This is a genomic window from Mesorhizobium sp. C399B, from assembly GCF_030323185.1.
GTDB lineage: Bacteria > Pseudomonadota > Alphaproteobacteria > Rhizobiales > Rhizobiaceae > Mesorhizobium.
Window position 1 is genome coordinate 3,494,629 of the sequence record NZ_CP100472.1, and the last position, 13,711, is coordinate 3,508,339.

Consider the following 13,711-nt stretch of genomic DNA (forward strand, 5'->3'; position numbering starts at 1 on the left):
ATAGCGGAACTTTAATTCGGTGCGAACATCGTCGTGACGTGACCCGAAGCAGACTTTCGCAGGTGACATCGGGCATGACCGCCTCGCGCCTCATCTGGTTCAGCGGGCACCCATGGCCGCTCGCGAAAGCGGACATTTCTCATGACCGGGACTGGGTGATTTGTGGCAGAAGCGGACATCAGAGGCTAATGGCTGCGCAAAGACGCTGGCCGGGTACTGACAATCAACTGCGCGGCATGTAACAGTGCTTGCTAATGTATGATGAGCAGTTGGGGAAGGATGCCGCTCGCACTCTTGGCGGATTTTTGGGGGAGACAGCCGACATGCAGAGCTCAGTCGAAATCGACCTTGCTGGTCGACTCGAATCAGCGGACCGGTACATTGCCGAGCTGGAAGTCGCCAAAGCATCTGGGGCAACTCAACTCAGTCAACTTTCTGCCGACAACAAGCGTCTGCTCGACCTCACCGAGGACCGCGCAAAGGAACTCGCGATCCTCAACAGCGTCGGCGAAGCAATGGCCAAGACGTTGAACGTCAAGACTGTCACACGCATCGTCGGTGACAAGGTTCGGGAGATATTCGGGGAGGACATCACGGAAATACTGCTGCACGATGAGGTATCTGATCTCATCACCGTCCCGTATTCATTCTATCGTGAGTACCAGGACGTGGAGCCGTTCACTTTGGGCGCAGGACTTACCTCAAAGGTCATTCTCTCTGGAACACCGCTGGTTATTGATACGTTTGAGCAGTCCCTCAAGTTTGATGTGATCGCACTTACCGAAGCGGAGCGATCAGAATCGTACCTAGGCGTGCCGATCATCGCGGGAGGCAGAACTCTAGGAGTTGTCAGCGTGCAGAGTTACCAAAAGAACGCCTTTAGCGAAGATCATGTGCGTCTCTTGCAAGCTCTCTCGTCGAGCATGGGAGTTGCCATCTCGAATGCCCGCCTTTTCGACGAAACCCAGCGGCTGTTGAAAGTGTCCGAGGACCGCGCAAAAGAACTCGCGATCCTCAACAGTGTCGGCGAAGCAATGGCCAAGACGTTGAATGTCAAGACCGTCACGCGCATCGTCGGTGACAAGGTGCGCGAGATATTTGGAACAGACGTCACCGAAATCCTGCTGCGTGACGAGAAGTCTGATCTGATCACCGTACCCTATGCGTTTTACAGGGACTATCAGGACCCCGAGCCATTTGCGATGGGCGAAGGTCTGACGTCCAAGGTCATACTGTCAGGCAAGCCATTGGTTTTGGGCTCGACTGAGCAACACGTTGCTCTGGGCGCACTTATACCTACGGAAGATGACAGGACCGAATCCTACTTGGGCGTGCCGATCATCGCTGGTGACAGGATTTTGGGTGTCGTCAGCGTTCAGAGCTACGAGAAGAATGTCTTCAATGAAGATCATGTGCGTCTGTTGCAGGGGCTGTCATCCGGCATGGGCGTAGCCATCTCCAACGCACATCTATTCGATGAGACGCAGCGCCTGCTGAAAGTGACAGAGGACCGCGCAAAAGAACTGGCGATTCTCAACAGCGTTGGCGAAGCGATGACGAAGTCGCTTAACCTGGACACTGTTATTCGCTTGGTAGGCGACAAGGTGCGGGAGGCTTTCGGCATCGAAGTCAGTGAAATTTTGTTACACGATAGCGAAACCGGCTTGATCCATGTCCCTTATGCATACTTTAGGACCTATAGAGCTATCGATCCATTCCCAATGGGCATGGGAGTAGCTTCGAAAATCATCACAACAGGTGAGCCCTTTGTTTTTGGCACTCTTGAGGAAGGAAAAGAGCTTGGCGCCTACTTTCCACACGAAGAGGATAGGACTGCCTCTTACATAGGCGTGCCGATCAAGTCTGGTGAGGGAACACTGGGTGTTCTCAGTGTGCAGAGCTATCAGAAGCATGCGTTCGACGAAAACGACGTGCGCCTGCTGCAGACGGTGGCCTCCAGCATGGGGGTCGCCATCGCCAACGCCCGTCTATTCAATGAAACTCAGCGTCTGCTCAAGGTGACTGAAGCCCGCGCTGCCGAACTTGCCGCCATTGGAACGGTTAGTCAGGCGCTCATAGCGGAATCGGAACTTGACAGCACGATCCAGTTGATCGGTAACCAGATGCAGGAGATCTTTGATGCCGATATTGTCTACGTCGCACTGCTTGATCCGGAAACCAACCTAATCCATTTCCCCTATCAGTTTGGCGAGGCCTTCAACACACTAACCCTTGGCGAGGGGCTGACAAGCAAGATCATAGAGACTGGCGAGCCGCTGCTGATCAATCAGGATGTAGCGGAACGTGGAGCTCAGATCGGGGCTACCCCCGTCGGCAAGGATGCATTGTCCTATCTCGGCGTTCCGATCAAGACCGCGCAAGGAACGCTTGGAGTTATCAGTGTTCAGAGCACTACGCGGGAGGGCATATTTACCGATGACTCGCTTCGCTTGCTTTCCACCATTGCCGCCAATGCCGGTGCGGCCCTCCATAACGCGCAGCTATTTACCGAGCTCAAACAGCTTTCCCTGGCGCTGCAGCAGGCAAAAGAGGCGGCCGAGGCGGCAAATGAGGCGAAGAGTTCTTTTCTGGCGACGATGAGCCACGAAATCCGCACACCAATGAATGGCGTGATCGGAATGAGCAACTTGTTGCTTGGTACAAAGCTTGACACTGAACAACGCGAGATTAGCGAGACGATCAGCAACAGCGGCGAAGCCCTGCTAACGATTATCAACGACATACTCGATTTCTCCAAGGTTGAGGCCGGCAAGCTGGAGCTTGATCCAAGTCCCTTCGAACTCCGGGAATGCCTTGAGAGCGCAATTGATCTGGTGGCCTCCAAGACCGCGGAGAAGGGACTCGACCTGGCATACCTGGTGGAGCCCGGTACTCCTGGCGGGATTGTGGCAGACAGCACCAGACTGCGACAAATTTTGCTTAATTTCCTCAACAACGCTGTGAAATTTACCGAGCGGGGTGAAATTGTCCTGTCGGTGATGAAAGTTCCGCCCGCAGTTGAGGGCGCGGGGACACCCCATGGCGGAAGCGAAGAGGGCTTCTCCACCCTGCAGTTTGCAGTACGCGATACCGGCATTGGTATACCCGAAGACAGATTGGATCGCTTGTTCAAGTCTTTCAGCCAGGTCGATGCCTCGACGACGCGGCGCTACGGGGGCACCGGGCTAGGGTTGGCGATTAGCAAACGCCTGGCAGAACTGATGGGCGGGGAGGTATGGGTCGAAAGTGTTGAAGGGTCGGGTACGACATTCTTCTTCACGATCCGCGCTGCCGTTGCGCCCGCTCCCAGGCAGGCGCAAATGTCGCTGGCAAAAGTTGAACTCGCAGGCAAGCGGCTGCTGATCGTTGACGACAACGCAACCAACCGGCGCATCCTGTCTCTGCAAGCCCAATCTTGGTCCATGATTCCACACACGACCGAGTCGCCTCTGGACGCATTGCGCAGGATTTCGAGCGGCGAAAATTATGACGCCATCGTGCTCGACATGAACATGCCAGAGATGGACGGGATAAAACTGGCCAAACGATTGCGTGGGCTTGGTGAAAGAGGTGACCTTCCACTGATATTGCTGAGTTCCTTGGTGCCTCTTGATGAGCGAAACAAGGCAGATATCGAGAGCATCAAATTTGCGGCGATGCTTCCTAAGCCGATCAAGCCCTCGCCGCTCCTCAATGCTTTCATGTCCGTCTTTGCCGTGGCTCCAACGCGTTCAGCCAAGCCTGATCAACCCAAGGGACCATCCCTCGACAGCGAAATGGCGGCGAAATTGCCGCTTCGGATCCTGCTGGTTGATGACAACATCACCAATCGGAAGATTGGGTCCAAGGTGCTTGAACGGCTTGGCTACAAGGTAGACTTGGCGGTGGATGGAGAGACGGCGATTTCGTCATTTGCCAAGGGACAACACGATGTCATCCTGATGGATATCGAGATGCCGGACATGGACGGGCTCGAAGCCACAAGGTTGATCCGCGCATCAGGCGCCGGGGACTCGCTGCAGCCTTTCATCGTGGCACTTACCGCCAATGCAATGGCCGGCGACCGCGAGCGCTACCTGGAAGCTGGGATGGATGATTACCTAAGCAAGCCGTTGCGCGTGGAGGAGTTGGTCGCCTCTCTTACACGCGCCCACCAACACAACTGACAACAAAGGTCCGGTCATGGATGTTGCGCAGGACGCTCTAGACAAGCTCCTTGATCTCATAGGTGGGGATCAAGACTCTCTTGCAGAACTCATTGAGAGTTTTCTGGAGGAATCCCCGTTGCTAGTCGAGCAGATGCGCCGGGCTGCGGAGTCCGGCGACCGTTCAGGTCTTGGCCGCGCTGCCCATACGCTGAAATCAAGCGCGCGGGACTTCGGCGCCAACCAACTTTCCGCGCTTTGCGCGGCAATGGAACAATCCTGCCGCGACAGTATGCCCGGCGCGGCCGCGACGGAAGTGGAACTCATCGCGGGCGCGTGTGACACGGCCAGCCGAGATCTAAGCTCTCGCCTTGCCGATTTGAAACGAGGGGGACAACCGAATGAGCATAGAATCGGAGACACAATCACCTGATGCTCGCGCACCAGAAGGTGCGCGCGTCCTCATAGTCGATGACTCAGGCACTGTGCGCCTGAAACTCAGCAAAGCCATCCAGTCGCTCGGCCATGAAACAACCGCTGTCGCAAGCGGCAAGCTGGCGCTTGAACAGGTTGCTCAGAATCCATTCGACCTCGTACTCCTTGATATCGTCATGCCCGAAATGGATGGCTTCGAAGTGCTCAAGGCGCTCAAGTCTTCGCGGGCCACTCGCGATCTGCCGGTGATCGTCATTTCGGCCCTCGATGAAGAAATGGGCAGCGTGATTAGCGCCATCGAGCTTGGCGCGGAAGACTTTCTGCCAAAGGACTTTGAACTAGCTCTACTCAAGGCTCGTGTTGAGACCTGCATCGAGAAAAAAAGACTCCGCGACGTTGAGACGGAATATCTGCGGCAGGTGGCCAAGCTGACCAGGGCGGCCGCCACATTGGAGACCGGGCGGTTCAATCCTTCGAAGCTTGGCATCCGCGACGTAGCAAGCCGTACAGATGGTCTCGGCAAGCTTGCCACAGTGTTCGCGACAATGGCCCAGAAGGTTTACGAGCGAGAGCGAAAGATGCGGCAAAATATTCGCACGTTTCGTGGCGCTCTACTGCTGCTGGCATGTGGCGGGTTATGGGGCGTCGTCGTTCCACTTTCCAAGATGGCTTCGCTTGTTGAGGCTCATCCGGTCGGATTGGCAATCCTCATCGACATTATCGGAGCCGTGTTCTGCATCGGGATTAGTTTGAAGCGACGGACAATGCCAAGAATCAAGGATCTCACGCGAGCCGATCGGACGTTCATCCTTCGTTTTGCGTTCATTAGCTCGGTGATCAACCAGGTTCTGGTGTACTGGGTGGCAAGCAAGCTCCCAGCTTCCATCGTCTCCATTGTCATCGTGCTCGAGGGATTTGCTGTCTTCTTGTTCGCCGCTCTGATGCGGACCGAAGCTCCGAATTTGAAGCGCTTTTTAGGGCTTGGATTGGGTCTCGTCGGCATCTCCATCATCCTCCTGTACGGAGAGCCCGGAGAAATAGCCACCAGTTGGGTGTGGTTTGTCATCGCTCTTGTAATCCCCGTCACTTACGCAGTCGAGGATATCTATCTCTCAGAGTCCAAGCCCGCCAAAATCGATAACGTCGCCCTGTTCGGCATGACCCTAGTTGTTTCGGTTTTGATGCTGATCCCACTTGCCGCTTTTTATCAGGACTTCGTGCCATTTGGTCTATTGGCTGGTCGGCTTGGCGTCATCGTCTTGCTGATGGCTGCCGCCAGCAATTTGGCGATGCTGCTCTTCATTTTGCTAGTCTCCAGCACCGGTGCGGTCTTCGCCAGCCAGAACGCCTATGCGGGGACAGCCGCCGGCATAGGCTGGAGCATGCTGTTGCTCGGAGAGTCGATACCAGCGCTGACCTGGGCCTCTCTGGCTCTGGTCGTCGTCGGTCTCCTGATGGTGGAGCCAAAGCAGGAGGCTGAGGAAGAACCCCCGCCACTTGATGACTCGCTGGAGGATTTTGTGCCGCTCGTTGATCTGCTGCCGTCACCCACAGAATGAAAGATCGGACATCGAAGTGTGATGCCAGTTGATTCAAGCGGACAAGCGCCCGAAAAGCCTTCCGAAGCGGATGCAAGGCAGCCGTACAGCGGAAGCAATTCGAAGGTATTTGAGGAGGTCGCCACCATCATGAGCGCTCAAGGCTTGCCCAGCGTTCTCGCATTTGAACGCTACGACCCAACCGGCGCCTCGCTGGACTGGCTGCGCGAGCGTGGGGTCAACGTCATTTTCGGCAATGCGCTCTGGGAAATGCCGTTCAAGCGCTTTACCGAGGATGAGCTGATTGCCCGGCACATGGCTGTGTCGCCTTGATGGGGGCAAGCGGCACCCGCATCACCAGGCGCGTGATGCAGGCGCTTCCGGAACTGCGGTACGTCTAAAAATACGGCATTGGTATCGACGGCATCGACCTCGACGCTGCCACCGAGCACGGCATTCTGGTTTCGAGTACGCCGAACGATTTTCGGATCTTCACGGTCAGCGAGCACGCGGTCGCCCTGATGCTGGCTGTTGCCAAACAACTTGGCACGTGGACGCCCGAATTCATGCGGCGTGGCGGGTGGCGCGGCCTGACCCATGGCGCGGCGCCACCGTCGGCATCCTCGGCCTCGGCCGCAGCGGCCGTGGCGTGGCGCAACGGCTTTCGGCTGGGAGACCCGCATCCTTGCCTACGATCCCTTCCTGAAGGAAGCGCCTCCGTCGAACTCGTCGACTTCTCCACCCTGGTGGAGCAATCCGACTTCCTGACGCTGCACGCAACGCCGAGCCCCGATAACCATCACATCCTGAACGCCGCCGCGTTCTCGAAGATGAAACCGTCAGCCATCGTCGTCAACACCGGGCGCGGATCGCTGATCGACTACACGGCCCTGCGAGCAGCGCTGGCCAATGGCCAAATCGCGGGTGCGGCTCTCGACGTGTTCGACCAGCAGCCGCCGAAGACCGACGATCCGCTGTTTTCGCTACCCAACGTCTTGTGCACGCCGCATGTCGTGGCGATGAACGATCGCGTCGAGGATCGCTTACTAAGCGGCGTTTACTAGGTTCCGCTGGTCTAGCCCTACGCGATCACACCATAACCACGTGATGACAAATCAGCCATGTGTGTGGCGCGGCGGGCCTGTTCCGCTTGTGGCCGGCGCCTACCCACCCGGGTTCCCCAACCATGGCGTCGGCCATTTTCGTTCTCTCAGCAATTATGGGCCTTTGCTATCGGCCTATGTGTTGGCCTTGGATGGCGAGATCGCGGTTAGATCACCTCGTTCGTTTGGATGTTTCGCTGGCGTTGGCAGGAGGCGCATATGTTCGCCAGCCGGCGGATACCACACCGCCCCACCGGTCAGGCCCAGCGCGCCCGCTGCAAAGTCCCCGCAGACGGCTGCTGGGCCGCTGGCGGGCAGCGGCTACTTGCTGACGATCCAATCCACCAAGCCAGTTTCGATCAGCTCGCACCCAGTCAAATCGCGCACCAGGGGGCCTTAGCTAAATCGCGCCATTGACACTCAGGCGCTCCGGTTTCCCTGAGTAGGCGTCGGCATGCAGAGCGGAGAACGTCGGCTTGAAACGCAGAGACGGCAACAGTAGACGGGTCGGCATCTTCCCAGCCTAGCGCCACGTCGCGACGACGTTGACCAAGGCGCTTCAGAAGCTCGCGTGCCAGTGTATAGCGGACGGTCGACACGGCATTCATGGCCCAGCCGAAGGCGAAGATTCCGAACAAAAGCATCACCAGGAAAGGCGCGATCAAGGCGAATTCCAGCCCGGCTGCGCCGGAGCAGTCACGGCGCCACCTGGATCCGATCCTTTCAGCGGACACGGATCACCTGCTGATGACTGATCGCGCGCGGGTCCGGGAAGACACCGAAGTTAAACGGGGGCACCCAGGTGCCCGTCGCCGTTATCTGGACGAAGATTTTCTTTCCGCCGCAGATGGTGGTCTCATCCACGACCGTGGCGCCGCACAAATAGGAGCGGACCAGTACGACCGCGGCGTCCTCGGGCTTGTCGTTCCAGCTCGAAAGCGCGACCGCCTGCGTTCCGGTGTCATTGGACGCGCCGGCCATTACGAGATTGGCCGCGGTTTTAACGCCCGCGCGCATCTGCAGGTAACTCGTCACGTAGGACCAGCCGTCGGCGATGCCGAGGCAGACGAGGCACAGGATGGGCAGCAACATGGAAAACTCGACGGCAGCTATCCCGGATTTGTCCAGGACAATGCGCAAGGTCCGCCCACCCATCCCGCTACTCGACGAGCTGAACGGATTGCGTCGCCGGAATGTTCTTCATCCCGAGGCTGGTGCAGTCCTGCTTGATGGTCGTACTGCCGGACCACTGGATGGTGCGGCGACGACCTGAGTGCAGCCGCCGTTCCCGGAGAAGTTGCCAAGGTAGTTGACCTGCTGCCTGGGGAAATAGATGGCGCCGGTCAAAAGCGAGGCCGCGGTGCCGTTGAAGGTGCTCTGCGCCGTGGTCCCGGTCCTGTCGCCGTAGAACAGCACGCCGGAATAGGTTCCGGATGTCGGCGCGCTCAGCGTCACCTTGGCGTTGCCGTTCATGCTGACAGTGTTGCTGCCCGCCATGAAGATGGTTACCCCGCTGCCGGCGACGACCGCGTTGGCGTTGACCTTCATACCGCCCTGCACGACGTAGACGCCCGGCTGCAGGGTGACATTGCCCTTGAGATCCATGCCGCTGCAGTAGGTGCCAGGCTGGAGTGTTTGCGACGTCTTGTTGCCGTTGACACTCTTGCACGGGTTGCCGGCCGTCGGCTTCGCCAGGCTGGAGAAAGGATCAGCCGCCGGCAAGGCATGGGTCATGTTAGACTTGCAGACCGTGGTCGCTGGATTGTTCAGTACCATGCCGCCGACCGTGATCAGGCAGTCGGCCTTGAGCACCGCCGAGCCCTGCGTCTTTATGGCGTCCGAGGCAATCGAGTCCGACATGACCGAACAGCCGGTGAGGTTGACGGTGGTGTTGCCGGAAAAGAGCGCAGCCTGGGAGGCCGAGGGACTGAGCGCCAGCACGCAAGCTTTGGAGGCGTCATTGATCAGCGCCACCGCCCTTGCCTGTTCGGCAACGGGCGCCTGGTTGAAAATCGCCGTGAAGTAGCGATCGAGATTCTGCTTGACGATGACCTCTACCGCCTTCTTCGCGGTGTTCGGGCCGGACAATGGCGGCGTGTTGACCTGAATCGTGCCCGGCGTGGCAAAATTGTTCGAGGTCGCGGACTGCGTGGCGGCGGCGATGATGGTCGGGTTATCGGAACCCGCGACTTTCTCGAGCGCACCGGCATAGGCCGCGGCATCGGCGACGGCCTGCAGCTTGAGGCTGCTGTAGTACCAGAAGGACGTCTCGATACCGAGGCCGGCGCCGCCGACCACGACCGGCAAGGTGAAGGCAACGACGACGGCAACGTTACCGTTCCTGGCGCGTGTTGCGCGGACCAATGCAGGCCAGAACCGGATGAATGCACTGGATCCCATATTTTATTAGAAATCACGAATAGATAAACGAATTTCTAAAAAACCCATTCCGATTCGATGAAGTCCACGGCCCAGACGAAAGGTTTGCTGCAATTCCTCCTCACGTGCATGTGCTTCACGCTGCGTCATCTCTACGGCCAAGGGGGGGCGCATTCTGACCGGGAGCTTTGGGTCGCAAACTGACCTTCCGTGATTGCGAGCCACATGGCTAAGCGGCTGTTCCGCTAGTGAGCCTCGACTAGAGTCCTAGATCCGCACACAAGCGTATCCTGGGTCGATCGCGCTTCGCGAAATGCGCCAAATTGCAAGGTCGTGAGTTCGGACAGCGGAAGCATTCTCCTCATGGGTGTTGCTTGTCGAGCAGAAGATTTCACGATCACCACCGAGACAGCTTCGTGTCGATCCCGCTGCTCGGCATGGTCTGCGGTGAAGTCTCCGTGCTCCCGGCACTGAGGTTATCCAATCGTAGCGAGTCCTAAAGCCGCACAACCTGGTCGAGATGCAGGCGTATCCGCTGGCCTGCCGCGAAGGACAGCGCAAACGATTCCAGGCCGAATGAGCGTGTAATTTCCTGGTCAGTTTCAATGATGCGAACGACCCATTCGCCACTGGCTCCGACCAGTTCCACGCGAGGCGTGGCCTTGCGAATTGGTACCACGCTGCCCATCACAGCCTCCCTACGAAAAGCAATGGCAAGTCGATTAAGACCCTGGTAGTCGGAAGTTCAATAACAAATGCTTGTTCGGATCGGACAAACCACCCTCGATGGGCATTACGAAGGCGGGCGAATCACACCTCAGTTAGGCGAACCCTCCGGGGAACCTCCCGTGAGATAGCCTCTGCTTTAGGTCGTTGGCATTCAGGATGGCCGCCAGCTCTTCGGCATACTCCATGTCGGGAAGGTTGACAGATGGGTGGCCCGCTACAGATGCAGTGCGCGCCGGACGAGCCGAGTTCCGAGTCGGGCTAGTCGAGGACTTGCCCTTGCCGGATAGCATTCGACAAGGCGCTCAGCGTCCACACAGTGTACTTCTGGCAAAGCCTTAGAGCCGGATCCGCAGAGCTCGCTCGCGTCATCGAACCAGGCGGTCGCGTCGTCCTGGGCTTCCTCCCGAAGGCGCTTATGGACAGGATGAACATGCCGGCCGACATTTTTATACCTCGCGAGCCGATGAGGTCATTTGCTGCCTTGCGAGATGCAGGGTTCAGCGACCCTGAAGTGCGGAGACCGAGCACGGAAACCGCATGGCTCGTGGTGACAGGAACGCGAAGATAAGTTTCGGCGCCTGGAAGCGGAAAAGCCCGCCGCCGAAGCCAACTGGCTAGCGAATTTCGGCAAAGCGCCGGTCTAAAGGTTCTCACTCATCGGTGCAGGTTGATGGCGTGCACACAGCCGTTACGGCCGAGAGCTTCTCGCGCTTGTTATTTCAGGCTTCTGATAAGGCTTCTTCATTCAGGATCCCCAGTTTGTCCCTCAACGCGAAAATGCGGTGCGCCGATCACGATGGTCAACCAGAAACACTAAAGTAGCGGCCGAGCGGTGCCAGGGGACTGGCACGCGCGGTCAGGGCGGCGCACCATGGATGCTGCTATTGCCTGGCCGGTTGCCATGGCCTGCTAACGAGCGCACAATGTTGCCGTCGCCTCGAAAAATCAAAAACAAACAGGCACGAGGCGCTTGGGAGCGATCATCAGGCTTTCGCCCGACCAGGGAGAAGGCCCATGCCCACACAGGCACAGAGCCGGCTCATGTATTTTATGGGCCAACTCGGTCACAACGAGAGCATCGTTTCCAAGCAGGATATTATCGTCGGCTTACTGGATCACGAAGGCAGTCCGACGGCCGACGCCGACGAATTGCTGGCGAACTTGCATCGATCACTGCAACAGGCCCGACAGAGCTTGCACGAGGCGCAAGAGATCTATGGAGTCAGAAATGCGGAGTAGCGAAAAAACAAAACTCGCATACACAGCCGCAGAGTTCGCCGAAAAACACGGTTTGACCGTGAAGGCAGCCGAAATCATCTTGTCCGTGAACGGCTCCTCACGTGTCGCTTGCGATGCAGCAGCACGCGCATTCAAAGAAGCGGTTGCGCACCGACAACACAGCAATGACGGCGAATGAGCCCCGCGCCTGCTTTCGAGGCTGCGCGGGCCGACCATGACGAGTGGAGAGGACATCTTGGTCACCGGCAGGAATCGCTGAAGAACGAGCCGGGTGTGACCGAACAGCCTCAGAGTGAGGATGTTCCCGACTGACGCAAAAAAGCCCGCCAGCATGAGCCGGCGGGCCAAGTATGGGTCGCTGTCCAAATGAACGCGTTCGGTGTCTTCAGATGGATTTGGTCGAGAAGCCGCCGCGCGTCAGGCGCAACAGATCGGGCGCCGATCGAACGCCCCGCGGGCGCAGGAACGCCTTCGTCTCGCGGGCGCTCCGCGTAAGCAAATCTTCGCCGCCGAGAAGCTCAATCGTCTCGGCCCAACCGTCGTCTGGAAGCAATTCGTGTGTCGTCGCAGTTAGAATCACACCCGATTCCGCAGGGCAATACCTATCTTATCGCCTATGGCCTTTGCGCAGTTCATCCAAAGGAACGGGACAGGGCCGTCTCAGCCGCGCGGGAGCCGTCTGGCTGCCTTATGGTCGGTGATGTTCTCGACCGCCTTCAAAAGGGGTGGAGGGACCTCACAGAGCTTGGCATGCTCGCTGTGGTACGCCACAGCGGCCCGACGATGCTCTTGTGCAGCGCTTCGGCTGCTGCCAGGAAGCGGTCGATTTCAGCCCGGGAAAGCTGGTCGGAAGGTTTGGTTCTGGCCATTGGCGCGCAATTACTAATTTAGTGAAGCCTTACGTGCTTCTGGGGGGTAGACGTGAGACCGGTCGGTCCAGCTATGGGGCGCATTGAACATATTGTTTTTTCCGCGATTGCTGATTGGGATGTTTGCCATGTCGACCGTGGTAGCGACCTGGATTTACCTAGCAACGGATTCGTTCTGGAAGTCCCTTACATGGACCTTGCTGATTTTTATCATCTTTCAGGTTGCATATTTCCTATTTTCATTCGCGCTTTTCGACAAGTTTTGGATGAAAAGGACCGAAGAAAAACCGAACCCTGCCGAGCCTACCTGTCGAGACGGCGGTGTCTCATCTGAAGGGCGGTCGATGACGCTTTGAGGGAGACCGCCAGACACGAGAGCATGCGATCATGCTAATCTTTGCGAACCATGCGAAAGAAGGAAAGCCGTGGCAGCGCCAAAATCATCGAAAAGCGCGCTGGCGCTGGATGTCGCCACGGAGATCGTCGACAGGGTGCGGACCGACGACGCCGAAGCCGAGGAGCGCGAGGTAGGTCTAAGGAGGAAACACAGATGGCTGCCTATCTGATAGCGGATGTAGACGTAAAAGACGCTGCCTTGTTCGAGGAATATCGGCGGGACGTTCCCGCTACCGAAGAGCGGTACGGTGGGCGGTACCTGGGCCGCGGTGGCGCCACCAAGGTTCTGGAAGGTGATTGGGATCCACACCGACTGGTCATTGTCGAATTCCCCGACATGGCGTCATTGATGGGCTGGTATAATTCGCCGGAATACGCCCGGCTGATCGAGATCCGCAAACGTTCCGCTAACACCAGGATCATCGCTTTAGAAGGGATTGCAACGCCTGCGGCGTGACCCATGCAGCCAGCGGACCCGACGACAGTTGGCGTCCTCAGCGTCATTTCTTCCTCACGGCGAGATGCCGTCGGCAGGGATCAGGCAGCGTTTGGACATGAAGGCGTCGCGGAACGCGGGTGCTGTATTGATGCCCTCCATCCTCGCGTTGTCTTCGCACAGGTCGTCAAGGACGCCCTCAGCCAGAGCCATAAAGTCCCGCGCGCTTCCGTACCACGGCGAACGGCCGTCCAGGACATCTCTGGCAATTCTGCGGTGCAGACGAGCGAATTGATCAAACCGCCCGCCTCCTTATAGCCATTCATGAAATGCGCAAAGCGCGCTGACTGACGCCAACGGAAGGGACGCGGCATTTGCGAGAAGTCGCCTTCCAGGGAGCGTCGCTCCCATTCCTTCAACTCGTCAGGTGTCTCGTGACCGC

Annotated in this window: 15 protein-coding genes; 10 read left to right on the plus strand and 5 right to left on the minus strand. The window is 57.9% G+C overall.

What is annotated here, in order from left to right; genetic code table 11:
- The first annotated feature begins 323 nt into the window (after nt 1–323).
- The 5 genes from NLY36_RS16905 to NLY36_RS16925 all read left to right on the plus strand — a co-directional run bounded on the left by NLY36_RS16905 (nt 324) and on the right by NLY36_RS16925 (nt 7,182).
- Entirely contained in the window at nt 324–4,166 is a 3,843-nt protein-coding gene (locus tag NLY36_RS16905; protein ID WP_198020723.1) for a GAF domain-containing protein, read from the plus strand.
- Between the two features lie 16 nt (nt 4,167–4,182).
- A complete protein-coding gene (locus NLY36_RS16910; protein WP_023699256.1) occupies nt 4,183–4,578 on the plus strand; it encodes an Hpt domain-containing protein in 396 nt (131 codons plus the stop codon).
- Nucleotides 4,547–6,139, plus strand: a complete 1,593-nt coding sequence (locus tag NLY36_RS16915) for a response regulator (protein ID WP_023733670.1) — start codon at nt 4,547–4,549, stop codon at nt 6,137–6,139. Before NLY36_RS16910 ends, NLY36_RS16915 begins: the two co-directional genes overlap by 32 nt.
- A gap of 18 nt (nt 6,140–6,157) precedes the next feature.
- Nucleotides 6,158–6,451: a hypothetical protein gene (locus tag NLY36_RS16920; protein ID WP_245259938.1), complete on the plus strand. Its 294-nt coding sequence runs from the start codon at nt 6,158–6,160 to the stop codon at nt 6,449–6,451.
- 122 nt (nt 6,452–6,573) lie between these two features.
- The gene (locus NLY36_RS16925) at nt 6,574–7,182 is read left to right on the plus strand and encodes an NAD(P)-dependent oxidoreductase (RefSeq protein WP_245259940.1); all 609 of its coding nucleotides are present in this window, start codon (nt 6,574–6,576) and stop codon (nt 7,180–7,182) included.
- A 413-nt stretch (nt 7,183–7,595) separates the two neighbouring features.
- Here the strand turns inward: NLY36_RS16925 and NLY36_RS16930 are convergent, their stop codons facing one another.
- The 4 genes from NLY36_RS16930 to NLY36_RS16945 form a co-directional block, all read right to left on the minus strand.
- The gene (locus NLY36_RS16930; RefSeq protein ID WP_245259992.1) at nt 7,596–7,886 is read right to left on the minus strand and encodes a TadE/TadG family type IV pilus assembly protein; all 291 of its coding nucleotides are present in this window, start codon (nt 7,884–7,886) and stop codon (nt 7,596–7,598) included.
- A gap of 58 nt (nt 7,887–7,944) precedes the next feature.
- Nucleotides 7,945–8,361: a TadE/TadG family type IV pilus assembly protein gene (locus NLY36_RS16935; protein WP_286461246.1), complete on the minus strand. Its 417-nt coding sequence runs from the start codon at nt 8,359–8,361 to the stop codon at nt 7,945–7,947.
- A gap of 60 nt (nt 8,362–8,421) precedes the next feature.
- Complete coding sequence (locus NLY36_RS16940) at nt 8,422–9,585, minus strand: pilus assembly protein TadG-related protein (RefSeq protein ID WP_286461247.1); 1,164 nt, start codon at nt 9,583–9,585, stop codon at nt 8,422–8,424.
- Between the two features lie 511 nt (nt 9,586–10,096).
- Nucleotides 10,097–10,288, minus strand: coding sequence for a hypothetical protein (locus NLY36_RS16945; protein WP_023699408.1), 192 nt, complete (start codon nt 10,286–10,288; stop codon nt 10,097–10,099).
- A 1,055-nt stretch (nt 10,289–11,343) separates the two neighbouring features.
- Here NLY36_RS16945 and NLY36_RS16950 point away from each other — a divergent pair.
- The 5 genes from NLY36_RS16950 to NLY36_RS16965 all read left to right on the plus strand — a co-directional run bounded on the left by NLY36_RS16950 (nt 11,344) and on the right by NLY36_RS16965 (nt 13,290).
- On the plus strand, nt 11,344–11,568 hold the full coding sequence (locus NLY36_RS16950) for a hypothetical protein (RefSeq protein WP_023736937.1): 225 nt from the start codon (nt 11,344–11,346) through the stop codon (nt 11,566–11,568).
- A complete protein-coding gene (locus NLY36_RS16955; protein WP_245260321.1) occupies nt 11,558–11,746 on the plus strand; it encodes a hypothetical protein in 189 nt (62 codons plus the stop codon). The genes NLY36_RS16950 and NLY36_RS16955 overlap by 11 nt, the downstream gene beginning before the upstream one ends.
- An 819-nt stretch (nt 11,747–12,565) precedes the next feature.
- Entirely contained in the window at nt 12,566–12,793 is a 228-nt protein-coding gene (locus NLY36_RS31740; protein WP_488376934.1) for an exopolysaccharide production repressor protein, read from the plus strand.
- Between the two features lie 69 nt (nt 12,794–12,862).
- Nucleotides 12,863–13,003 carry a hypothetical protein gene (locus NLY36_RS16960; RefSeq protein WP_155924055.1) on the plus strand — a complete coding sequence of 47 codons (141 nt, stop codon included), beginning with the start codon at nt 12,863–12,865 and terminating at the stop codon, nt 13,001–13,003.
- Nucleotides 12,988–13,290 carry a DUF1330 domain-containing protein gene (locus NLY36_RS16965; protein WP_023670645.1) on the plus strand — a complete coding sequence of 101 codons (303 nt, stop codon included), beginning with the start codon at nt 12,988–12,990 and terminating at the stop codon, nt 13,288–13,290. Before NLY36_RS16960 ends, NLY36_RS16965 begins: the two co-directional genes overlap by 16 nt.
- A gap of 54 nt (nt 13,291–13,344) precedes the next feature.
- Here the strand turns inward: NLY36_RS16965 and NLY36_RS31560 are convergent, their stop codons facing one another.
- Nucleotides 13,345–13,482, minus strand: a complete 138-nt coding sequence (locus tag NLY36_RS31560; RefSeq protein ID WP_023696775.1) for an SOS response-associated peptidase family protein — start codon at nt 13,480–13,482, stop codon at nt 13,345–13,347.
- Nucleotides 13,483–13,711 lie beyond the last annotated feature (229 nt).

What these genes read in the sequence shown, in the direction of transcription:
- NLY36_RS16905 (WP_198020723.1), top strand. Translation starts at nt 324, where the DNA reads ATGCAGAGCTCAGTCGAAATCGACCTTGCTGGTCGACTCGAATCAGCG.
- NLY36_RS16945 (WP_023699408.1), bottom strand. Translation starts at nt 10,288, where the DNA reads ATGGGCAGCGTGGTACCAATTCGCAAGGCCACGCCTCGCGTGGAACTG.
- NLY36_RS16910 (WP_023699256.1), top strand. Translation starts at nt 4,183, where the DNA reads ATGGATGTTGCGCAGGACGCTCTAGACAAGCTCCTTGATCTCATAGGT.
- NLY36_RS16950 (WP_023736937.1), top strand. Translation starts at nt 11,344, where the DNA reads ATGCCCACACAGGCACAGAGCCGGCTCATGTATTTTATGGGCCAACTC.
- NLY36_RS16955 (WP_245260321.1), top strand. Translation starts at nt 11,558, where the DNA reads ATGCGGAGTAGCGAAAAAACAAAACTCGCATACACAGCCGCAGAGTTC.
- NLY36_RS31740 (WP_488376934.1), top strand. Translation starts at nt 12,566, where the DNA reads ATGTCGACCGTGGTAGCGACCTGGATTTACCTAGCAACGGATTCGTTC.
- NLY36_RS16915 (WP_023733670.1), top strand. Translation starts at nt 4,547, where the DNA reads ATGAGCATAGAATCGGAGACACAATCACCTGATGCTCGCGCACCAGAA.
- NLY36_RS16965 (WP_023670645.1), top strand. Translation starts at nt 12,988, where the DNA reads ATGGCTGCCTATCTGATAGCGGATGTAGACGTAAAAGACGCTGCCTTG.
- NLY36_RS31560 (WP_023696775.1), bottom strand. Translation starts at nt 13,482, where the DNA reads ATGGCTCTGGCTGAGGGCGTCCTTGACGACCTGTGCGAAGACAACGCG.